We start from the raw sequence: 19,795 nt of genomic DNA, 5'->3' as shown, positions 1-19,795 counted from the left end.
GCAATTTTCGCCGGGGAAGACCCACCCCCCCCCCCCCCTCTGACGGAGGCCAGGGCGGTGGGGGGGGGGGGGGTGTTCCCCCCCCCCTCTCCCCCCCCCCCCCCCCCCCCCCTCGCCCCTGCACAACGGACACGCAGCGAGCGGAGGGGCCCGCCCATGGCGAGCGGCATGTCGTTTCCCATCACGTCCAGCTGGTTCGTCGTCCTCCCGGACACGGAGGCCGTCGCGGACCTCGCCGCGCGTGTCCGGTCCGAGGCGCCGCAGGAGATCACGCACGCCTCCGGCCGGCCCTGGCTGGTCGGCCGGTGGTCCTCCCGCAGCATCACCACCGCGGAATGCGGCAGCGCGAGGCTCGCCGTGCTCGGGCAGCACGCGGTGACGGCCGAGGAGGCGGCCCGCGCCGTGCGTGCCGACTCGGTCGAAGCCGCCGAGCGGATGGCGAGGCGCTGGCCGGGCAGCCACCACCTGCTCGCCGCCTTCGACGGCGACATCCTGGTCCGCGGCACCGTGACCGGCGTGCGCAGCGTCTTCGTCGCCGCGGCGCCCGTCTCCGGTGCGCACCTGGCAGCCGACCGGGCCGACGTCCTGGCCGACCTCGTCGACGCCGACCTGGACGAACGCCGACTGGCGGTCCAGTTGCTCAGTCCCGGGATCCTGCATCCGCTGACCGCACAGAGCGTCTGGCACGGAGTCGACGTGCTGCCGGGCGACCGGCGCCTGCGGCTCGACCGTGGCGGACGGGCCCGGACCAGCCGGTGCTGGTCCCCGCCCGTACCCGAGCTGCCGCTCGCCGTGGGCGCCCGGCTGGTGCGCGACCGGCTCGCCGACGCGGTGGCCGTACGGACGGACGGCCGGGGACTGGTCAGCGCCGACCTGGGAGGCGTCGACTCCACCGCCGTGGTGAGCACGGCGGTGCTCGCGGAGGCGAAGCTCGTCGCGTACACCGCCGCCGTCCACGACGTGCTCGGCGACGACGTCGACTACGCGCAGCACACGGTGGAGGCGCTCGGCGGGGTCGAACACCATGTGGTGCCCGCGTCGTCGGTCCCCCTGACCTTCGAGGGTGTCGACGGCCTCGACGACACCCTCGACACGCCCTCGCACCACACCGTGAACCGCCACCGGCGCATGTTCATCGTCGAGCAGGCGGCCCGGCGGGGGTCGCCGCTGCACCTGAGCGGGATGGGCGGCGACGAGCTGTTCGGCGGAGCCTCCGCGCACGTCCACGCGCTCGTCACCCGCCACCCGCGCACGGCCTGGCGGCACGCCCGCGGGTTCGCCGCCAAGTACCGCTGGTCGCGGCGGACAGCGCTGGCCCAGTTGCTCGACCGACGCCCGTACGGGGCATGGCTGGAACTGGTGGCCCGGGAACTCACCGCTCCCCAGCCCGCCCTGTCGGTCCCCATGTTCGACTGGGGCATCCCGCCGAGGCTGCCGCCGTGGGCCACCGCCCACGCCGTGGAGGCGGTCCGCGACCTCGTACGCGAGCAGGCCCGGAGCGCGGATCCACTGCACGCCGGGCACGGCGGACACCGGGAACTGGCCACGCTGCGCACCTTGGCCCGCTTCTCCCGGCACGTCGACCAGATGTCCGAACCGCTGGGCACCGTCTTCGCCTCGCCCTACTACGACGACGCACTCGTCGAGGCGGCCCTCGCCGTCCGGCCGGAGGAGCGCGTCACGCCCTGGCGCTACAAACCGCTGATCGAGGAAGCGATGCGCGGGGTGGTCCCGGAGGCGAGCCGTCACCGCACCACCAAGGCGCACGCCGCGTTCGAGGAGGAGACCGGTCTGCGCCGCCACCGCTCCTCGCTGCTCGCCCTGTGGGAGGACTCGCGCCTGCACCGGCTGGGTCTGGTCGACGTCGACGTCCTGCGCGCCTGGTGCGCGCGACCCCTCGCCGCCGACCTGGAGAGCGCCCTGCTGCATCCGACGGTCGGGTGCGAGGTATGGCTGCGCTCACGCGAGAGCCGTCGCCGGCCCGATGGCGCCGTGCGCCCGGACGCACCGTCGCGCGCGGGTGCCACGGAGCGCGCAGGAGCGAGGGGCCCGTCACAGGCCGCCGAAACCGACACAGGAGGTCCTACGTCATGACGATGACCCTGCGCCCCGGAGTGGTGGCCGCCGACACCGAGTACGGCATGGCCCTGCTCGACCAGGACAGCGGCGAGTACTTCACCCTGAATCCGACCGCGGCCCTCATCGTGCGCACCCTGCTCGACGGCACCACCAGGGAGCAGGCGGTGTCGTCGCTCACCGAGAAGTACGCGGTCAGTGCCGAGGAGGTCGAGGAGGACATCACCCGCATCCTGGACGAGCTCCGCACCGCCCGACTCCTCGAAGCCTGAGCCCGGACGGCGGCCCGGCCCGAACGGCGGCCTCGCACGGCCCGCGTCCGGTGGTGAGCGATCCGGATGCGCCTCGGCACGGACCGGCCGGCGACCTGTGCCCGGCCCCCGGCCCGACCGGCTCACCCGTGTCGCCCGTGTTCACCTGTCTCACCCGTGTCGCGCGTGTCGGGCGGTACCGGCGGGCGGGTCCGGTAGCCCAGTCATCACCCGTCCCGCGTTCGGAGGGAGACTCCCGTGTCCATCTCTCAGGTCGTTCCGCACGACCCCCGTTCCGTTCCGCTCGGACCGCGGCTCGTCACACGGCTGGCCGTCCTCGTCGCCCATCTGCTGGCGCGCCGCCCACCCGCTCGTATCCGCGCGACACTGCTGCGGCTGCGGCGGGGCGCACGCCCCGCGACACTCGCCGAAGCGGCCCTGGCGCGTGAGACGGTCCTCGCCGTCAGCCTCGCCGCCGGAGGTCAACAGGGTTGCCTGGCGCGGTCGTTGGCCACCGTTCTGCTCTGCCGCACTCGTGGTCAGTGGCCCACCTGGTGCGTCGGCGTCCGCACCCGTCCGCCCTTCGCCGCCCACGCGTGGGTGGAAGCGGAGGGCGTACTCGTCGGTGAGGGTGCACCAGCCGACTACTTCCAGCGCTTCCTCACGGTGGAGTGAGCGCGGGTGACCGCCTCACCCCGCCCCGCGAAGCCGTCCGCCGGGCCCGGTGGCCCCGCCCCCTCGGTCGACGTGCCCTCGGTCGCCGACCCCGCGGTCCCCGTCGCGATACGGCTCCCCGCCGGATTCGTCACCGCGGGGCACCCCGTCGCGTCCGCCGGACCTGCGCCCCCTGGCGTATCCGCCGCGGCGGAGCCCTCCGCCACCGGTGGGGTGAACTCCGGTGCTCCGGAACGGCCTTCAGAGGCCGGCTCCAGGGGCAAGGGCGCCACCCCGACCTGGAGGCTCACCGCCCATCTGCGGCCCCACCGCACGGGCATCGTCGCCGGAAGCCTGCTGTCACTCGTCGGCAGCGTGCTGGCACTGGCCCAGCCGATGGTCGCCAAGCGGATGGTGGAGGCCCTCGACCGGGGACATCCGGCCGTGGGTGCCCTCACCGCTCTGAGCGTCCTGGTCGTGGCCGGTGCGGTGACCGCCGCGCTCGGCCACTACGTCCTGGAGCGCACCGCCGAGTCGGTGGCGTGCACCGCGCGCCGACGCCTGTCCGAACGGCTGCTGCGGCTGTGCGTACCCGAGTTCGACCGCACCGACCCCGGCCAGCTCATCTCGCGCGTGACCTCGGACACGGCACTGCTGCGCCAGGTCGCCACCAGGTCGCTCGCCTCCGCGGGCAGCGGCCTCCTGGTGATGGCGGCGACACTCGTACTGATGGCCCTGCTGGACCCGGTGCTCCTGGGCATCACGCTGGGCACCATCGCCCTGATCGGCGGCGCGGTCGCCGCGGTGGCACCCCGCATCGCACGGGCCTCCCGCCAGGCGCAGGAAGCGGTGGGACGCATGGCCGCCCTGCTGGAGCGCACCCTGGGCGCCCTGCGGACCATCAAGGCATCCGGCGCCGAGGCCCGGGAGACGGGCCGGCTGTACGAGGCCGCGGAATCGGCCCGCGCCGCCGGTACCCGGGCCGCCTGGTGGCAGGCGATCTCCGCGACGGCGTCGACGGTCGCGGTGCAATTGTCGTTCCTCGTCGTCCTGGGCGTCGGCGGCGCACGGGTGGCGACCGGCGCCATCACGGTGTCGACCCTGGTCGCCTTCCTGTTGTACGTCTTCGCTCTCGCGCCCCGGATCGGGCAACTCGTCGAGGCACTGGGCCTGTTCCAGGCGGGCACCGCGGCGGCCGTCCGCATCGGCGAGGTCTACGACATGGAGACCGAGCCGACCGCCACGCCCCCGACCGCAACCCCGACCGCCCCGCCTCCCGTCGGCACCCGGGCAGGTCCACCCTCCGTCGGCACCCCGACCGGCACGGCACGCCACGAACCCGTGGGGGTCGACTTCGACCGCGTCTACTTCGCCTATGGTCCGCAATCCCCGCGCGTGCACCGGGAGTTGACATTCTCCGTGCCGGCCGGGGGGACCACCGCGCTGGTCGGGCCCTCGGGGGCCGGCAAGACCACCGTCTTCTCCCTGATCGAACGCTTCCACCGGCCCGACGGCGGGCGCATCCTCGTCGACGGCGAGGACATCGGACGGCTTCCGCTCGCGGAGTTGCGCGCCCTCATCGGCTACGTCGAGCAGGACGCACCCGTCCTGTCCGGCACCCTGCGCGAGAACCTCCTGCTCAGCGCCCCGGACGCCGGCACCCGCGAACTGGCGGACGTCCTGCGCAGGACGCGGCTGGAGGCCGTGGTGGCGCGGCTGCCGTACGGTCTCGACACGCCCGTCGGTCACCGCGGAAGCACGCTGTCGGGCGGCGAGCGCCAGCGTGTGGCCATCGCCCGTGCGCTGCTGCGCCGGCCCCGCCTGCTGCTCCTGGACGAGGCGACGTCGCAGCTCGATGCCTCCAACGAGGCCGCCCTGCACGAGACGCTCGACGAGGTCGGCAGTACGGCCACGGTGCTGGTGATCGCCCACCGGCTCTCGACCGTCGTGTCCGCCGACCGCATCCTCGTCCTCGACTCGGGCCGGGTACGCGCCATGGGCACGCACGCCCAGCTGCTCGCCGCCGACGGACTGTACCGCCGCCTGGCGTCCGGGCGGCACCCGAGTGGTGGGGGACCACCGGCGGAGTCATGAAGGCCGCCCGCCGAACTGCCAGTCGTGGACCTCGACGTCTGCGTACCGGTCCGCGGGCAGGACGGCTCGTGCCGTGTTTGGGTCCGGTGCCCTGACCAGCGCCGCGGTACCCAGCCAGGCGGTTCCGTCGTCGGAGAGCAGCGGGCCGTACGCGATCAGCTCGTCCCGGTCGGACGGCACGGCCGATTCGGCCGCGTCATGGCCGGTACCCAGGCCCGTGCCCAGGCCCAGGACGAGGTAGCGGTTGCCGCCGGTCCGGCCGCCCGGGAACTCCCACATCGTGCGTCCCAGCGCGTTGCGCCACCGGAGCAGCAGCACGTCCCGGTACACGCCGGCCTGGTGATTGGGCTCGTCGAAGGCGAAGGCGCGAGCCGCGGCGGGGTCCGGGAGGCCGAGGATGTGCACGCTGCCGGTGGCGGTCTCCCGGGCGTCGTCGAGGGTCGGTCCACGGGCGATCATCTCCGCGGCGAACGTGTCCATGTACGACCAGTGCGCCTCCAGCAGCTTGTCGCGCAGGGCGGCGGTATCAGGGCGGTCGCGGTGGAAGCAGAAGAACTCCATGCGCACAGACTCTGTCCGACATCCGGTGGCATCTCAACACTCGGGTGCCTGAACGGCGTTCGGTGACGCCGACGCGGCTGCAGGCTGTGCGACCTGGACCCGGCGTGGCCCGGGATGGTGCGTCCCGCGGTGCGCCGGGCCCTGGTGCGTCAGGTGCCGCGGCCGGATGCGGCAGTCAGTTCGTCGACCGCGGTGCGGATGGCCTCGTCCTGGGTGAAGCCCCGCCAGCCGCCGTCGTGGCGCAGCCGCTCATCGAGACCGGCGACACCGGCCAGGAGGTGTGCGGCCGGCTCCGCGGGACCGCCGATCCGGGTCAGGTGCCGCACCGCAGGAAGCATGACCGGCAGAAAGGTGCCCTCGGCCAGCCCTGCCACGGCACTCGTCAGGGTGCGGACCGGGTTCTCGGTGTCGCCGGTGGCCGTCCACAGGGCGTACGCGGCCGTGACGGCGGTCCAGCGATCGGCGTCGGAGGTCATCGTCCGGAGCCTGTCGGCGAGGACGCCCGCGTGCGGACCGAGGTCGGCGAGTCTGCGTACGGCGCGGTGCGCGAAGCGCTTCTCGGTGGCGGCGGGGCCGAGCACGGCGAGGGCCGGTGCGGGATCCCCGCCCGTCCGCCAGTACGCCCAGGCTGCGAGTTCCGTCTGGTCGCCGCCGGTGCCCAACCGTGGGGTGAGCAGGGCGCGGGCATCGTCGTCCGCCCTGCCGATCCCCGCCAGCGCGGTCGCTGCGGGGGCCCAGGTCCGGTCGTCCGCCAACAGTCCCACCAGGTGTGGAACCACCGCCTCGGCGGCACTGCCCCAGTCGGCGAGCACGTCGCACAGCCAGGCGAGCCTTCTGGCGTCGGTGCCGGCGTGAAGCTCGTCGCGGATCACCGGCAGGAGCGCGCCGGCATGGTCCCGCAGGGGTGCCAGCACCTCCCAGGGCGCGGGCAGGACCACGTGGTGCCAGTCACCGGGGGAGTACATGGCGGTGGCCGACGCGAATCCGGTCGCCCGTCCGGCGATCAGTTCGCCGACGCCCGGCAGACAGCGAGGATCGTTCATGCGGGCCAGCGCCCAGAGCGCGGCCTCCGCCACGGTCTCCCGTATCCGGTCGGACCGCACGGTGCCGTCGTCGAGCAGCCCGGCGACCTCGTCCGCGTGCTCGGCGGCCGCGAGGCCGAGGCACGCCATCAACTCGACCGCGCGGAAACGGACTTCGGCGGCGGGGTCGTCCAGCCGCGCCGCGACCGCCGGCAGCACCGCACCGGTGGGCGAACGCCACCGGCCCAGGAGCCGGCCCGCCTGGGCCAGGGCGCCGACCCGCTGCTCGTCGACGGGATGCTCGGCCAGCAGTCCCAGGGTGAAGGCGGGGGACGGCCCGGTGAGCAGCGCAGCCGTCCAGAGGTGGACGCCCGTGATCCCGGTCTGCACCGAACTCGTCCGCCGCCACAACTCGACACCGGGATCCCGGACCGCTTCGAGCAGGACGTCCAGACGCTCGGCCGGGAGATCCGGCCGGGCGGGCGCCAGCGCGTGCACCGCCGCCAGCCGTACCTGTGCCTCGCGGGCGTCGACCAGCTCGTCCAGCAGAGCGCGGGCTTCGACGGCGCGAGGACCTGCCGGTTCCGTCCGGGACGCCCGGCCCGGAGCCAGGACGAGCTCCAGACGGGTCACCGCGTCGTCCTCCCCGTACCAGCACCGCAGCAGCGCCGGCAGGGTCAGCTCACCGGGGCTGCCGCAGACGGCGACGACATCGGCCGCCGCGCGTCGGACGAAGGGCTCGGCGTCGTCCAGCAGCGCCAGTACCTCGGGCAGGGCCCGTTCCCACGCGGGCGGCCACGCCGGGTCGATGAAGCGTTCCTGGACCTGCCGGGCCTCTCCGGCCAGCATGGCGAGGATCTCCAGAAGCGGGCCCCGGCTCGGCACCTCGGCCGCCCCGGCCAGGCGGACCAGGAACGGCAGCGCGGCCGAGGCGGCGGAGCAGATCCAACCGCCTTGATGAAAAAGCAGGTTGAGCAACTCGTCCGCCGCATTGTCGGCGTCCCGCGCATCCGGTCCCGCGCACCGTTCGAGCAGGTCCGGTACGTCCTCGGCCGACCCGTAGTTGTGCTCCAGCACCGTCCAGTCGACCGTGTCCGCCCCCACCCTCACCCGCGTGACTTTAGGGCACGCCTTCCTTGCGGGACGTTCACTTGAGAGTCTGCCGCCTCCCCGCGGGTACGTTTTGGTCGGTTCTGCCGCGCCGGTGAGACCTCGACTGGTGGGGCTCGATGGTGGATCACCGCGCTGACCCACGTTGTCCACGCGGCGACCAGGCGGAGGAGGTCTGCCCGGCGATCCGCCGACAAGAGGGGCCAGAGAATCCAGGTGGGAGCCATCAGGAGGATCATGCATATGAGGCCGATGGCGCACAGTATGGCCGTGACTGCGGCTACCGCCCTGAGGGGTAGCGCGGGAAGCGCGAACATGCGAACTTCTCCAAGTCTCATCGACACGCGTGACTGCACGGTGTTGACGGACTCGGCTCTGAGTGATCACGGCGCCTAGCGGGTTAGCTGTCGGACTCGGACGACTTTCGCCCTACGACGGCACCCCGCCTCCTGCGGCTACGCCTGTCGATTCGCCCCGGGTACGTTCGGTTCCCCGCCTCCGTTGCAGGCAATGTAAAGGCTTGAACGGGCCCCGGACAGCGCGCGTTGAAGCGCAGGGAGCGCATCCGCACTCGCACGCCGTGTGAATGCACCGCACTCATTTCGCCCCTGCCGCAGAGATGACGCAGAGCCCCGACTGCCACATGGGCAGCCGGGGCTCTGTAGCTCGTGGTGATCGAGCGACATCGCGTCCGGCGCCATGGACGATCTGATAAGCGCACCCTCGATCGAGAGCCTGCTCGCCTGAGCCATCCGCCCGGAACACGACGGCGGGGCGTGCTCCGACCATCGGTCGGGGCACGCCGCCGTGGGGCGGGGGAGCCGCTCTCGCCGGCTCGCCCGGCTACTTCTAAGCGCGGTCGAAGGCCGCCTTCGACCAGCGGTGACCGAGCGCGGAGAGAGCGAGGCACCAGGCGAGGGCGAGCCACCCGTTGTGGCCGATCTCGGTGCCGAGGAGGAGCCCGCGCAGGGTTTCGATGGCCGGGGTGAAGGGCTGGTACTCGGCGATCGGCTGGAACCAGCCGGGCATCGAGTCGAGCGGGACGAAGGCGCTGGAGATGAGCGGCAGGACGACCAACGGCAGTGCGTTGTTGCTGGCAGCTTCGACGTTCGGACTGACCAGGCCCATCCCGACGGCGATCCAGGTGAGTGCCGTGGCGACGAGCGAGAGCAGGCCGAGTGCCGCGAGCCATTCCAGGGCGGTGGCGTCCGTCGAGCGGAAGCCGATGGCCACGGCGACACCGCCGACGAGGACCACGCTCAGGACCGCCTGCACCACGCTGCCGATGACGTGCCCGGTGATCACCGACCCGCGGTGGATGGCCATGGTGCGGAACCGGGCGACGATGCCCTCGGTCATGTCGTTGCAGACGGACACCGCCGTGCCGACCGCGGTGCCGCCGATGGTCATCATCAGGATGCCCGGGACGACGTAGGCGATATAGGCGGAGCGGTCGGCTCCGCCGCCTCCGATGCCGGCGCTCATCACGTCGCCGAATACGTACACGAAGAGCAGCAGCAGGACGATCGGTGTCAGCAGCAGGTTCAGGGTGAGGGAGGGGTAGCGGCGGGCGTGCAGGAGGTTGCGGCGCAGCATCGTGGACGAGTCGCGTACGGCGAGGGAGAGGGAGCTCATCGGACAGTCTCCTTGGGCTGGTTCGGCACGGTGGTGTCGCCGGTCAGGGCGAAGAAGACGTCGTCGAGGTCGGGGGTGTGCACGGTCAGTTCGTCGGCCTCGACACCGGCCGCGTCCAACCAGTCGAGGATGGAACGCAGTTCGCGCTGGGTTCCGTCGCTGGGGATCCGGAGCGCGAGGGAGTTGTCGTCTCGGGTGGCCGCGTCGAGGGCGTCGGCGGCGTTCCGGTAGGCGGTGGGGTCGGTGAAGCGGAGGCGTACGTGTCCGCCCGGGACGAGCCGCTTCAACTCCTCCGCGGTGCCTTCGGCGGCGATTCTGCCGTCGTGCAGCACCGCGATGGTGTCGGCGAGTTCGTCCGCCTCCTCCAGGTACTGGGTGGTGAGGAAGACGGTCACCCCGCCGGTGACGAGTTCGCGGATGATGCCCCACATGGTGTGGCGGCTTCGGGGGTCGAGGCCGGTGGTGGGCTCGTCGAGGAAGATGATGCGGGGGCTGCCGACGAGGGTCATGGCGATGTCGAGGCGGCGTTTCATGCCGCCGGAGTAGGTGGAGGCCGGCTTCTTCGCCGCGTCGACCAGGTCGAACCGCTCCAGCAGTTCGGCGGTGACCCGGCGTCCCTCCTGCTTGGGCAGGTGGTGCAGGTCCGCCATCAGGAGCATGTTCTCCTCCCCGGTGATCAGGCCGTCGACGGCGGAGAACTGCCCGGTGACACCGATCGCGGCACGCACCCCGTCCGGAGACGTGGCGATGTCGTGACCGGCGACCTGGACCTGGCCGTCGTCGGCGCCGACGAGCGTGGACAGGATCTGCACGGTGGTGGTCTTGCCGGCACCGTTCGGCCCGAGCAGGGCGTACACGGATCCCGCAGGGATCCGCAGATCGATGCCGTCGAGCACCACCTTGTCGCCGTACGACTTGCGCAGACCGATCGCGGAGACGGCGGCGGGCGGCTGGACACCGTCTCCGTTTTTGGGCGTGGGCATGACAGGCGAAGGCACGAGGCCCTCCATTCGGAAGCGAAGGGTGAGGGGACGATGAGCCGGCGGGATGCGGAGTGTGCGGGACCGGGCGGGCAGGCGGGTTCGCCGATGATCAAGGCCGGGCACGGCGTACGTCGATGTTGCCGAAGCGGGTCCGGGCGCGGACCTTGACGGTGTCCAGGCTCTCCTCCGGCGCCTCGGAGGCGGTGAGCGTGTTGCGCACCTGCCCGTGGCCGGAGCTGACGTCGAGCCAGGCGGCGGTGCCCTCGCGGATGCCGACCTCGATGGCGCCGTACGAGGTCTCCAACTGGACCGTGCCGCGGACGACTTCGACGACCCGCAGCGTGCCGTGAGCCGTGGTGGCGGTGACGGAGCCCTCGGCCCGGGTGATGTCGATGTCGCCGTTGGCGCCGCTCACCCTCAGTTCACCGGTCGCGGCGCCGACGGTGGTCGTGCCGTGCGAGTTCTTCAGTACGGCGGGGCCGTCGACCGTGCCGACGCGCAGGCTGCCGGAGCTGGTGCTGATCTCGGCCGTGCCCTCGACCCGGTCGACGGTGATCGAACCGTGGGAGGCGGTCAGCTGGAGCGGCCCGGTCGTGTCGAGGCGGACGTCACCCGACGAGGTCTTCACGCGGACTTCGCCGAGCCGGCCCTCGCCGAGTACCTGGGTCCAGGAGCCGGTGAGGTCGACACGCGAACGCGAGGGCAGTTCGACCGTCACGTCGACGGTGCCGGTGCGCCCGAACAGGTGGCGCTGCTTGGGTGTCCTGACGGTCAGGGTGCCTCCTGTGCACGTCACCTCGGTCTGGTCCGCGGACCGCACGTCCTGGTCCCGCTTCGGATCGCGGGGCCGCACCTCGACGACGGTGTCCGTGCGGTCGCTCGCGGTGAACTGGATGGAACCGGCTTCCACCAGGGCGGTGACCGAGATCGGTTCGGGGGTGTCGAAAGAAGGCATGGCTGTTCCGTCCTCTGGGTTCCTTGGGCGTCCCCGCTGGTGGGACGTGATGTGGGGTGATGCGGAGTGACGTGACGGGCCTGTGGGCCGGTGGGTCAGCGCACCCAGCCGGTGAAGCTCTGTCCGACGGTGCGGGCCCTCTCCGGCGGGCGGGCCGCGCCGCCGCCGTCGACCGCGGCGGACACGGCCCGGACCAGCCAGCCGTTGACCGACAGACCCTCGCGACTCGCGGCCTCCTCGGCGCGGGCCTTGAGGTGGGCCGGCAGGCGCAGATTGACGCGAGCGGTACCACCTTCGTCGAGGTCGGTGGGCGCCGTCGCCCTGAGCGGTTCGGCGGACGGGGCCGGCTCCGTGACGGCCTCCTCGGATCGCGGCAGCGTCACCACGAAGTCCGGGTCGAGTCCGCGCAGCCGCACGTCGACCGAGCCGGGGGCGAGTTCGCGGGTGATCTCGTCCATCGCGGCGGAGAGCACGTTGAGCATCGTCAGGCGGGTCGCCGACTCCAGCGGAGCGGTGAGCCGCTCGGCCAGCTCGCGGGCGTCCTCCCCGCCTGCCTCGGCGGCCACCGCAAGTTCGCGGCGGAGGGTGTCGACGTACGGCGTGAGGTCCATGACGCCATAATGGCACCACTATGGCGCCACTTGCAAGCGTCCACGGTCATCTGGGGAATCGGAGGACTGACCAACTTCTCTGACCTGCATGAATAGGCCGTAATGCATGGACGGATGGTGATGCGACGCGCCCTTCTGGTCGCCATGCCGAGTGAAATGGCGCCCACGTGGCACCACGTGGCACCCACGTGGCACCACGTGGCACTACATGGCATCGCGCGCTGTCGCCGTGGCGCCTCGGGGGAGCTCCGCGGTGTCATGCGGTCCGCGGTGCCGTGCGGTGCCGCGCCTCGCGGTACCGCGCTCGCCCCGCCGCGCGGCAGCGGTCGCGGTCGCGGCGGGCGCGTGTCGGCATGCGCGATAAATCGAACGCGTGCTCTAATTACAGGCATGACGCACCGACCCTTCCCGCCCGACCTGGTCGAACTGCATCGGGCCTACGCCCGCACCTACCGCGCCCTGGCGGGCCCGCGTTCCGACCGGACCGCCCGGCTGAGTCGGGAACTGGTCCGGCTCCATACCCGCGTGCTGCACCATCCGTACTGGTCGACCCGGTCCGGCAGTCCGTCGGCGGGATGGGCGTCCCTGCGCCAGCAGCTCCGCGCGGAAGACGGTGCCGACGAGCGCGTCCGCTGAGTCGTGGCGGCCGAGGGTGCCTGCCGGGACGGCGAGGGAGCGAACGCGTCGGTGACCGGTACCTCCGCCGCACGACAGCAGGAGCCCGCCACCGTGTGCCGGTGGCGGGCTCCTGTCGTTGTGCCCTGCTGGCGCTTTCCGTTCCGGTTCACGGGGAACCGGGCGAAGGGCTCAGTGGTTGGAGAGCATGCCCTCACGCAGCCGGGCCAGGGTGCGGGAAAGCAGGCGCGAGACATGCATCTGGGAGACGCCGAGGCGCTCGCCGATCTGGGCCTGGGTGAGCTCCTCGACGAACCGCATGTGGATGATCTGCCGGTCGCGCTCGTCGAGCTCGGCGATCATCGGCGCGAGGGCGTGGAAGTCCTCCACCAGTTCCAGGGAGGCGTCCTGGGTGCCGATGAAGTCCGCCAGGGCGGTCTCGCCGTCCTCGTTCCCGCCGATCGCGGCGTCCAGGGAGGCGGAGTTGTAGCCATTGGCCGCCAGGCGGGCCTCGATGACCTCTTCCTCCGGCAGGCACATCAGCTCGGAGAGCTCCTTCACCGTGGGAGTGCGGCCCAGGCGGCTGCGCAGCTCCTCGGTGGCCTTGGCCAGCTGCACGCGCGCCTCCTGCAGGCGGCGCGGAACGTGCACGGCCCAGCTGGTGTCGCGGAAGAAGCGCTTCATCTCGCCGACGATGTAAGGGACGGCGAAGGAGGTGAACTCCACCTCGCGGGTGAGCTCGAACCGGTCGATGGCCTTGATCAGTCCGATCATGCCGACCTGGACGATGTCCTCCATCTCCTGCTCGCCCCGGCTCCGGAAGCGGCCGGCCGCGTAGCGGACGAGGGACATGTTCATCTCTATCAGGGTGTTGCGCACATATTGGTAATCCGCGGTGCCTTCCTCGAGTACCGCGAGCTGGTCGAAGAACTGCCGCGACAGCTCCCGCGCGTCCTTGGGCGCCACCTTCTGCGGGTCCGCCACCTCCGGCAGCGCCGCCATTCCCGCGTCGACCGTACCAACTGTCATTGTCGTCATCAGTAATGCCCTCCCAGATCGATCAGCCCCCACTTGCCCCCTGTGGGCCGACGACCGGCGGTTACCCCGGTGTCCGTCACGCATGCATGTTTCGGGTGGAAATTGTGTGGGAGGCTCGGCTGATCTCCGGGAGGGTGGCCCGGCCGACGGGGCGTATGGGGCGGTTTCGGCGGCCGACGAGGCTGCTGCCGGGGGGAGTTGGGGGTTCCGGGGTCGGGTGGCCGCCTGCTCGGTCCGGTCCGCGCGTCCGGTGCCGTCATGCGGCCGGGCCCGCCGGAGCGGAGAGCTCCGGCGGGCCCGGCAACAGAACCACCTCGACACTGCCCAGGTGACGTCCTGTCGGTCAGAGGCGGCCGCCGCTCAGGCGGGAGAGCGGTCCCCGCTGCCGCAGGCCGGCGCGGCGGCCCAGGGTGTAGGAGCAGAGGACCACGGTTGCGGTCCCCGCGCCCGCGGCGGCCGCCACGACCTTCCTGGCCTTGATGAGGGTCCAGGCCAACCCGGCCTTGCCCACCGTCTGCTGAGCGGCGGTGGAGACGGTGCCCTGTACTGTCTTGGCCGCCTCCCGGGCCTTCTCCGACGCCGCACCGCCGATGCCCGCCAGGACTTCCTTGCTGCCGCGGCCCGCCGCGCCGGCTGCTTCGCCGGCGCTCTTGGCCGCATCGGTGGCAGACTGCTGTGCCTCCTTCGCCGGTGCCGAGGCTCCTTCGGTCACGGTCTTCTTGGCCGCTCGCGCGTTCGCCGTCGGCGACTGTCCGTTCGTCGTCTTGTTGCTCGTTCCAGCCATACCGCTCGGTTATCCGGCCCTTCCATCGGCAAACCGGGAACCGTCAACCCGCTGATACTCGCCTCCTGATGAGCCGTCAGTAGCTGCTTAAAGCACTTCGCTATTTGCCTAAAGGTCTTAGGTGCCTGCATGATGGGCGGGACGAGAGCGAGGAACCATGGTGCGTGCGGGGCTGACCACGGAGCGGCTGACCCGGGCCGGGGCCGAACTGGCCGACGAGGTCGGCTTCGACCGGGTGACCGTCTCGGAGCTCGCCCGGCGCTTCGACGTCAAGGTCGCGAGCCTGTACTCGCATGTGAAGAACTCTCAGGACCTCAGGACCAGGATCGCCCTGCTCGCCCTGGAGGAGCTCGCCGACCGGGGAGCCGCCGCGCTGGCCGGACGTGCCGGCAAAGACGCCCTCAGGGCCTTCGCCGACGTCTACCGCGACTACGCCCGAGAACATCCGGGCCGGTACGCCGCGGCGCAGATGAGGCTCGACCACGAGACGGCGGCCGCCAGCGCCGGCGTGCGGCACGCGCAGATGATGCGGGCCATCCTCCGCGGATACGACCTGAAGGACCCGGACCAGACGCACGCGGTCCGCCTGCTGGGCAGCGTCTTCCACGGCTTCGTCAGCCTGGAGGCGGGCGGCGGGTTCAGCCACAGCAGTCCCGACGCCGAGGAGTCCTGGTCGCGGATCCTCGACTCCCTCGACACCCTGCTGCGGAACTGGACCGCGCCCTGAGCGACCTCCGGATCCGTGACGTCCGACACCGTGGACTCCAGCACCGTGAACTCCGAAGCAGCGCACCTCCGAAGGCATGGACTCCCCAGACATGAACCCCGAAGCCGGGAACAGGTCCGCAGGCCGGATCACCACACCCGTCACCCCTGACCTGCTCCGCGGCGCCCTCGACCTCGAACCCACCGCACGCGGGCTGCTGCCGCACCGGCTGCCCGCGCCGGCCCGGGCTCGGTTTCCCGACGGCCAGGTCGCCCTGGCCGAGGCCCAGCCCTCGGGTGTACGGCTGGTGTTCCGCACGCGAGCGACGACGGTGGAGCTGGACGCCCTTCGCACCAAGACGGCGTACGAGGGGGCGCCGCCGCGACCCGACGGCGTGTACGACCTGCTCGTCGACGGAGTCCCGGCCGGGCAGGCGTCCGTCACCGGAGGGAACGTCCTGATGACGGACCTGGCCACCGGAGTGACGGAGACCCGCCCCGGCCCGGTCGGCACCGTCCGGTTCGCGCGCCTGCCGGACCGGATGAAGGACGTCGAGATCTGGCTCCCGCACAACGAGATCACCGAGCTGATCTCCCTGCGCACCGACGCGCCCGTCGAGACCGCGCCGGGAACGGGGCGCCCGGTGTGGCTGCACCACGGCAGCTCGATCAGCCAGGGCTCCGACGCGGCGAGCCCGACGACGACCTGGCCGGCGCTCGCCGCTCGGCTCGGCGGCGTAGAGCTCGTCAACCTCGGGCTGGGAGGCAGCGCCCTGCTCGACGCGTTCACCGCCCGCGCACTGCGCGACACCCCCGCGGACCTCATCAGCGTCAAGATCGGCATCAATCTGGTCAACACGGACCTGATGCGCGTGCGGGCCTTCATCCCCGCCGTGCACGGCTTCCTCGACACGATCCGCGAGGGGCATCCCACCACTCCGCTGCTCGTCGTCTCGCCCCTCCTGTGTCCCCTGCACGAGGACACCCCAGGGCCCAGCGCCCCGGACCTCGGAGACCTCGCTGCGGGAAGGCTCCGATTCCGGGCCATGGGCGATCCGGCGGAACGGGCCGCCGGGAAGCTGACCCTCACCGTCATCCGGGACGAACTGGCCCGCATCGTGCGGCAGCGGGCGGCCGACGACCCCCACCTGCACCATCTGGACGGCCGCGACCTCTACGGCGAGGACGACTTCGCCGAACTGCCGCTGCCCGACGGGCTCCACCCCGACGCGGCCACCCACCGCCGCATCGGCGAACGCTTCGCCGCCCGGGTCTTCGCCGCCGAAGGCCTGGCGGCCGCGGCCCGTGCCTGACCCGCCTCCGCCGTGGGGGCGCGTGGCCCGCACCGGGAGCGCGCCCTCCCGGTGCGTGATACTCGACGTATGAACCCGAGCACGACGTCCAGGAACGGTGCGACCGTGATCCGGCGTGCCGTCGCCCGGGACGCCAAGCGGCTCACGCGTCTCGTGCGCGGCTCGCGCGCCTACGAAGGGCAGTACGCGGCGATGGTCGCGGACTACCGCGTCGGGCCCGACTACATCGCGGCACACCGCGTCTTCGTGGCCGTCGGCCGCGACGACCCCGCAGGCCGCGTCCTCGGGTTCTACTCGCTGGTGCTCGCCTCGGCGGAGCTGGACCTGCTGTTCGTCGCCGACGGCACCCAGGGGCGCGGCATCGGACGGCTCCTCGTCGAGCACATGAAGTCCGAGGCCCGGGCGGCCGGGCTCGACCGGGTGCACGTGCTGTCGCACCCCCCGGCCGAGGGCTTCTACCGCAGCGTCGGCGCGCTCCCCACCGGCACCGCCCCGGCGAACCCGCCCGCCGTGGCCTGGGACCGGCCCGAGCTGGAGTTCCTCATCCCGCCACGGCCTCAGGACTCCCCGCGGGCCCCCTGAGGAACAGCGACCTCACCGGCGCCCCAAAAGCCGTCCGCCGAAAGGGACGTGCGCCGGACCGACGCCCCCGCTCCCGCTGAGGAACCATCCCGGGGGTAACCGTGCGGCATGACTGTCTACGGATTGCACGCCTCGCACGAACAGATACCGCCCGCGGATCTGCTCGACGCCGTGGTGCACGCGGAACGCGCGGGATTCACCGCGGCCATGTGCTCGGACCACTTCTCGCCGTGGAGCGTCCGCCAGGGAGAGTCGGGGTTCGCCTGGTCCTGGCTCGGAGCCGCTCTCCAGGCCACCGAACAGGTGCCGTTCGGCGTGGTGAACGCGCCGGGCCAGCGCTACCACCCCGCCATCGTCGCGCAGGCGGTCGCCAGCCTCGCGTCCATGTACCCCGGCAGGTTCTGGGTGGCGCTCGGCAGCGGTGAAGCCTCCAACGAGCACATCACCGGCGACGGCTGGCCCCGCAAGGACGTCCGCAACGCGCGTCTGCGGGAGTGCGTCGACGTCATACGGGCCCTGCTGCACGGGGAGGAGGTCAGCCACGACGGGCTGGTGACCGTGGACCGGGCCAGGCTGTGGACGCTGCCCTCCGCCGTGCCGCCGCTGATCGGAGCCGCGTGCAGCACCGCCACCGCGGCCTGGTGCGCCGAGTGGGCGGACGGACTCATCACCGTCAACGCCCCGCGGGAACGGCTGCGCGAGATCATCGGCGCCTACCGCGACGCGGGCGGCCGCGGGCCCGTACACCTCCAGGCGCACCTGAGCTGGGCCCCCGACGAGGACGAGGCTCTCGCGCTGGCGCACGACCAGTGGCGCACCAACGTCCACGCGCCCCCGGCCAGCTGGGACCTGGACTCCGCGGAACTCTTCGACATCGTGAGTGAGCACGTCACGCCCGAGCAGGTGGCCGGCACGGTCAACGTCTCCTCCGACCTCGGCCGGCACACCGCCTGGCTTCAGGAGTACGCCGAACTCGGCTTCGACGCGGTCATGCTGCACCACGTGGGCCGTGCGCAGGGCCCGTTCATCGACGCGTTCGCGGCCGAGGTGCTGCCGCGACTCGACGTCACCCGCCCCCTCCCCGCCACGGCGAAGGAGTACCGATGCGTCTGACCCGCACGTCCGACCTGTGGTGGAAGAACGCGGTGGTGTACTGCCTGGACGTCGAGACGTACCAGGACGGCAACGGCGACGGGATCGGCGACTTCGTCGGCCTCACCCAGCGCATCGACCACCTGGTGCGCCTCGGCGTGACCTGCGTCTGGCTGATGCCCTTCTACCCGACGCGCGAGCGCGACGACGGCTACGACATCACCGACTTCTACGGTGTCGACCCCCGGCTCGGCACCCTCGGCGACTTCACCGAGTTCGTGCGCACCGCCCGAGACCGCGGCATCCGGGTGATCGCGGACCTCGTCGTCAACCACACGTCCGAGGACCACCCCTGGTTCCGGGACGCCCGCTCGAGCCGTGACTCCGCCCACCGCGACTGGTACGTCTGGCAGGACGAGCCCCCCGAGGACGGACCCGAGGGTGTGGTCTTCCCCGACGCCGAGGACAGCCTGTGGGAGTACGACGAGGGCAGTGGCCAGTACTACCTGCACCGCTTCTACAAGCAGCAGCCGGACCTCAACGTCGCCAACCCCGCGGTGCGCGACGAGATAGCCCGCGTCATGGGCTTCTGGACACAGCTCGGTCTGTCCGGCTTCCGGGTCGACGCCGTGCCCTTCCTGCTGGAGACGGACGGGCAGGACGACGCGGACAAGCTGCCGGACCCGCACGAGTACCTCGCCGACCTACGGGCCTTCCTCGGCCGCCGCAACGGTGAGTCGATCCTGCTCGGCGAGGTCAACCTGCCCTACGACGGCCTCGCGCGCTTCTTCGGCGACCCCGCCTCCGACCGCGGCGACGAACTCACCATGTGCTTCGACTTCGTCGGGATGCAGCAGATGTACCTGTCCATGGCACGTGAGGACGCGGGCCCGCTGGCCGCCGCGCTGCGGGACCGCCCCGCCGCCCCGCGGGACGCCCACTGGGCCACGTTCGTGCGCAACCACGACGAGCTCACCCTCGACAAGCTGAGCGACGACGAACGCGCCGAGGTGTTCCGGTCCTTCGGCCCCGAGAAGGACATGCAGCTGTACGACCGCGGGCTGCGGCGCAGGCTGCCGCCGATGGTCGACGGCGACCGACGCCGCGTCGAACTCGCCTACAGCCTGCTGTTCACCCTGCCGGGCACCCCCGTGCTCTTCTACGGCGAGGAGATCGGCATGGGCGAGAACCTCGCCGTGGAGGGACGGCAGGCCGTCCGGACACCGATGCAGTGGACGCCGGAGACCGGCGCCGGCTACTCCACCGCCGAACCGGACACCTTCCCCAACCCGCTGGCGGACGGCGCGTTCGGACCGCAGCACGTCAACGTGTACGCACAGAGCCGCGACCCCGGCTCGCTGCTGAGCCGCATCCGGCTGTTCGCCGAGCGCTACCGGGAGGCACCCGAGCTGGCGTGGGGCGACTACCGCCTCGTGGAGACGGGGGAGCGCTCCGTCCTGGCCCACGTCGGCTGCACCACCGACGGCCGGGTCCTGGCCCTGCACAACTTCGCGGGCGAACCGGTCACCGTACGGCTGAGGCTGTCCGAGGCCGGCCCCGGAGGACGGCTGACGGATCTGCTCGACGACGGACATGCCGGCCTCACCGTCGGCGACGACGGTCTGCTCCGCGTCGAACTGCCCGCCTACGGGTACCGGTGGCTGCGCGTCGGTACTCCGGCGGACGACCCCGAACGGGTCGCTTCCGACTGACA

At 72.1% G+C, this 19,795-nt stretch carries 18 protein-coding genes and 1 riboswitch; of the genes, 10 read left to right on the top strand and 8 right to left on the bottom strand.

Annotation, left to right across the window (positions count from 1 at the left end; genetic code table 11):
• Positions 1–168 precede the first annotated feature (168 nt).
• From ACZ4NT_RS02960 to ACZ4NT_RS02945, 4 genes are all read left to right on the top strand, one after another.
• Positions 169–2,094 carry an asparagine synthase-related protein gene (locus ACZ4NT_RS02960; protein ID WP_467722971.1) on the top strand — a complete coding sequence of 642 codons (1,926 nt, stop codon included), beginning with the start codon at positions 169–171 and terminating at the stop codon, positions 2,092–2,094.
• Entirely contained in the window at positions 2,091–2,348 is a 258-nt protein-coding gene (locus tag ACZ4NT_RS02955; protein ID WP_467722969.1) for a lasso peptide biosynthesis PqqD family chaperone, read from the top strand. Before ACZ4NT_RS02960 ends, ACZ4NT_RS02955 begins: the two co-directional genes overlap by 4 nt.
• Before the next feature lie 237 nt (positions 2,349–2,585).
• Entirely contained in the window at positions 2,586–3,002 is a 417-nt protein-coding gene (locus tag ACZ4NT_RS02950; protein WP_121409091.1) for a lasso peptide biosynthesis B2 protein, read from the top strand.
• Between the two features lie 6 nt (positions 3,003–3,008).
• On the top strand, positions 3,009–5,075 hold the full coding sequence (locus tag ACZ4NT_RS02945; protein ID WP_467722966.1) for an ABC transporter ATP-binding protein: 2,067 nt from the start codon (positions 3,009–3,011) through the stop codon (positions 5,073–5,075).
• On the opposite strand, the gene ACZ4NT_RS02940 is transcribed toward ACZ4NT_RS02945, so the two are convergent.
• From ACZ4NT_RS02940 to ACZ4NT_RS02915, 6 genes are all read right to left on the bottom strand, one after another.
• Positions 5,070–5,636: a YciI family protein gene (locus tag ACZ4NT_RS02940; protein ID WP_467722964.1), complete on the bottom strand. Its 567-nt coding sequence runs from the start codon at positions 5,634–5,636 to the stop codon at positions 5,070–5,072. The genes ACZ4NT_RS02945 and ACZ4NT_RS02940 overlap by 6 nt on opposite strands.
• Before the next feature lie 149 nt (positions 5,637–5,785).
• The gene (locus tag ACZ4NT_RS02935; protein WP_467722962.1) at positions 5,786–7,768 is read right to left on the bottom strand and encodes a hypothetical protein; all 1,983 of its coding nucleotides are present in this window, start codon (positions 7,766–7,768) and stop codon (positions 5,786–5,788) included.
• A 375-nt stretch (positions 7,769–8,143) separates the two neighbouring features.
• Positions 8,144–8,288: riboswitch (cyclic di-AMP (ydaO/yuaA leader) on the bottom strand.
• A 329-nt stretch (positions 8,289–8,617) separates the two neighbouring features.
• Entirely contained in the window at positions 8,618–9,403 is a 786-nt protein-coding gene (locus ACZ4NT_RS02930; RefSeq protein ID WP_467722960.1) for an ABC transporter permease, read from the bottom strand.
• Positions 9,400–10,386, bottom strand: a complete 987-nt coding sequence (locus ACZ4NT_RS02925; RefSeq protein WP_467722958.1) for an ATP-binding cassette domain-containing protein — start codon at positions 10,384–10,386, stop codon at positions 9,400–9,402. The genes ACZ4NT_RS02930 and ACZ4NT_RS02925 overlap by 4 nt, the downstream gene beginning before the upstream one ends.
• A gap of 109 nt (positions 10,387–10,495) precedes the next feature.
• Entirely contained in the window at positions 10,496–11,341 is an 846-nt protein-coding gene (locus tag ACZ4NT_RS02920) for a DUF4097 family beta strand repeat-containing protein (RefSeq protein ID WP_467722956.1), read from the bottom strand.
• Positions 11,342–11,436: 95 nt separating this feature from the next.
• Positions 11,437–11,952 carry a hypothetical protein gene (locus tag ACZ4NT_RS02915; protein ID WP_121409086.1) on the bottom strand — a complete coding sequence of 172 codons (516 nt, stop codon included), beginning with the start codon at positions 11,950–11,952 and terminating at the stop codon, positions 11,437–11,439.
• Positions 11,953–12,342: 390 nt separating this feature from the next.
• Between ACZ4NT_RS02915 and ACZ4NT_RS02910 the strand changes: the two genes are divergently transcribed.
• Positions 12,343–12,588 carry a hypothetical protein gene (locus ACZ4NT_RS02910; RefSeq protein WP_467722955.1) on the top strand — a complete coding sequence of 82 codons (246 nt, stop codon included), beginning with the start codon at positions 12,343–12,345 and terminating at the stop codon, positions 12,586–12,588.
• Between the two features lie 171 nt (positions 12,589–12,759).
• Here ACZ4NT_RS02910 and ACZ4NT_RS02905 read toward each other — a convergent pair whose 3' ends face one another.
• Both ACZ4NT_RS02905 and ACZ4NT_RS02900 read right to left on the bottom strand, forming a co-directional pair.
• Entirely contained in the window at positions 12,760–13,605 is an 846-nt protein-coding gene (locus tag ACZ4NT_RS02905) for an RNA polymerase sigma factor SigF (protein ID WP_121409084.1), read from the bottom strand.
• Between the two features lie 343 nt (positions 13,606–13,948).
• On the bottom strand, positions 13,949–14,389 hold the full coding sequence (locus tag ACZ4NT_RS02900; protein ID WP_121409083.1) for a hypothetical protein: 441 nt from the start codon (positions 14,387–14,389) through the stop codon (positions 13,949–13,951).
• Positions 14,390–14,546: 157 nt separating this feature from the next.
• On the opposite strand from ACZ4NT_RS02900, the gene ACZ4NT_RS02895 reads away from it, so the two are divergent.
• The 5 genes from ACZ4NT_RS02895 to ACZ4NT_RS02875 all read left to right on the top strand — a co-directional run bounded on the left by ACZ4NT_RS02895 (position 14,547) and on the right by ACZ4NT_RS02875 (position 19,793).
• Positions 14,547–15,116, top strand: coding sequence for a TetR/AcrR family transcriptional regulator (locus tag ACZ4NT_RS02895; RefSeq protein ID WP_121409082.1), 570 nt, complete (start codon positions 14,547–14,549; stop codon positions 15,114–15,116).
• Between the two features lie 91 nt (positions 15,117–15,207).
• Positions 15,208–16,407, top strand: a complete 1,200-nt coding sequence (locus ACZ4NT_RS02890; RefSeq protein WP_467722953.1) for a GDSL-type esterase/lipase family protein — start codon at positions 15,208–15,210, stop codon at positions 16,405–16,407.
• Between the two features lie 69 nt (positions 16,408–16,476).
• Positions 16,477–16,989, top strand: a complete 513-nt coding sequence (locus ACZ4NT_RS02885) for a GNAT family N-acetyltransferase (RefSeq protein WP_121409080.1) — start codon at positions 16,477–16,479, stop codon at positions 16,987–16,989.
• Between the two features lie 108 nt (positions 16,990–17,097).
• Positions 17,098–18,102 (top strand): TIGR03885 family FMN-dependent LLM class oxidoreductase, encoded by a 1,005-nt coding sequence (locus ACZ4NT_RS02880; protein WP_467722951.1) that lies wholly within the window; start codon positions 17,098–17,100, stop codon positions 18,100–18,102.
• Complete coding sequence (locus ACZ4NT_RS02875) at positions 18,093–19,793, top strand: alpha-amylase family protein (protein ID WP_121409078.1); 1,701 nt, start codon at positions 18,093–18,095, stop codon at positions 19,791–19,793. Before ACZ4NT_RS02880 ends, ACZ4NT_RS02875 begins: the two co-directional genes overlap by 10 nt.
• Positions 19,794–19,795: the final 2 nt, after the last annotated feature.

The sequence above is a fragment of the Streptomyces sp. NPDC026417 genome, from assembly GCF_055567695.1.
The sequence above is the reverse complement of the archived record's forward strand: the minus strand, read 5'-3'. Positions and strand labels throughout refer to the sequence as shown.

Bases quoted from the DNA above. Each gene is read 5' to 3' on its own strand.
- ACZ4NT_RS02920 (WP_467722956.1), bottom strand. From the start codon at position 11,341: ATGCCTTCTTTCGACACCCCCGAACCGATCTCGGTCACCGCCCTGGTG.
- ACZ4NT_RS02905 (WP_121409084.1), bottom strand. From the start codon at position 13,605: ATGACGACAATGACAGTTGGTACGGTCGACGCGGGAATGGCGGCGCTG.
- ACZ4NT_RS02900 (WP_121409083.1), bottom strand. From the start codon at position 14,389: ATGGCTGGAACGAGCAACAAGACGACGAACGGACAGTCGCCGACGGCG.
- ACZ4NT_RS02925 (WP_467722958.1), bottom strand. From the start codon at position 10,386: ATGCCCACGCCCAAAAACGGAGACGGTGTCCAGCCGCCCGCCGCCGTC.
- ACZ4NT_RS02910 (WP_467722955.1), top strand. From the start codon at position 12,343: ATGACGCACCGACCCTTCCCGCCCGACCTGGTCGAACTGCATCGGGCC.
- ACZ4NT_RS02960 (WP_467722971.1), top strand. From the start codon at position 169: ATGTCGTTTCCCATCACGTCCAGCTGGTTCGTCGTCCTCCCGGACACG.
- ACZ4NT_RS02885 (WP_121409080.1), top strand. From the start codon at position 16,477: ATGAACCCGAGCACGACGTCCAGGAACGGTGCGACCGTGATCCGGCGT.
- ACZ4NT_RS02890 (WP_467722953.1), top strand. From the start codon at position 15,208: ATGAACCCCGAAGCCGGGAACAGGTCCGCAGGCCGGATCACCACACCC.
- ACZ4NT_RS02880 (WP_467722951.1), top strand. From the start codon at position 17,098: ATGACTGTCTACGGATTGCACGCCTCGCACGAACAGATACCGCCCGCG.
- ACZ4NT_RS02930 (WP_467722960.1), bottom strand. From the start codon at position 9,403: ATGAGCTCCCTCTCCCTCGCCGTACGCGACTCGTCCACGATGCTGCGC.
- ACZ4NT_RS02895 (WP_121409082.1), top strand. From the start codon at position 14,547: ATGGTGCGTGCGGGGCTGACCACGGAGCGGCTGACCCGGGCCGGGGCC.
- ACZ4NT_RS02915 (WP_121409086.1), bottom strand. From the start codon at position 11,952: ATGGACCTCACGCCGTACGTCGACACCCTCCGCCGCGAACTTGCGGTG.
- ACZ4NT_RS02955 (WP_467722969.1), top strand. From the start codon at position 2,091: ATGACGATGACCCTGCGCCCCGGAGTGGTGGCCGCCGACACCGAGTAC.
- ACZ4NT_RS02875 (WP_121409078.1), top strand. From the start codon at position 18,093: ATGCGTCTGACCCGCACGTCCGACCTGTGGTGGAAGAACGCGGTGGTG.
- ACZ4NT_RS02940 (WP_467722964.1), bottom strand. From the start codon at position 5,636: ATGGAGTTCTTCTGCTTCCACCGCGACCGCCCTGATACCGCCGCCCTG.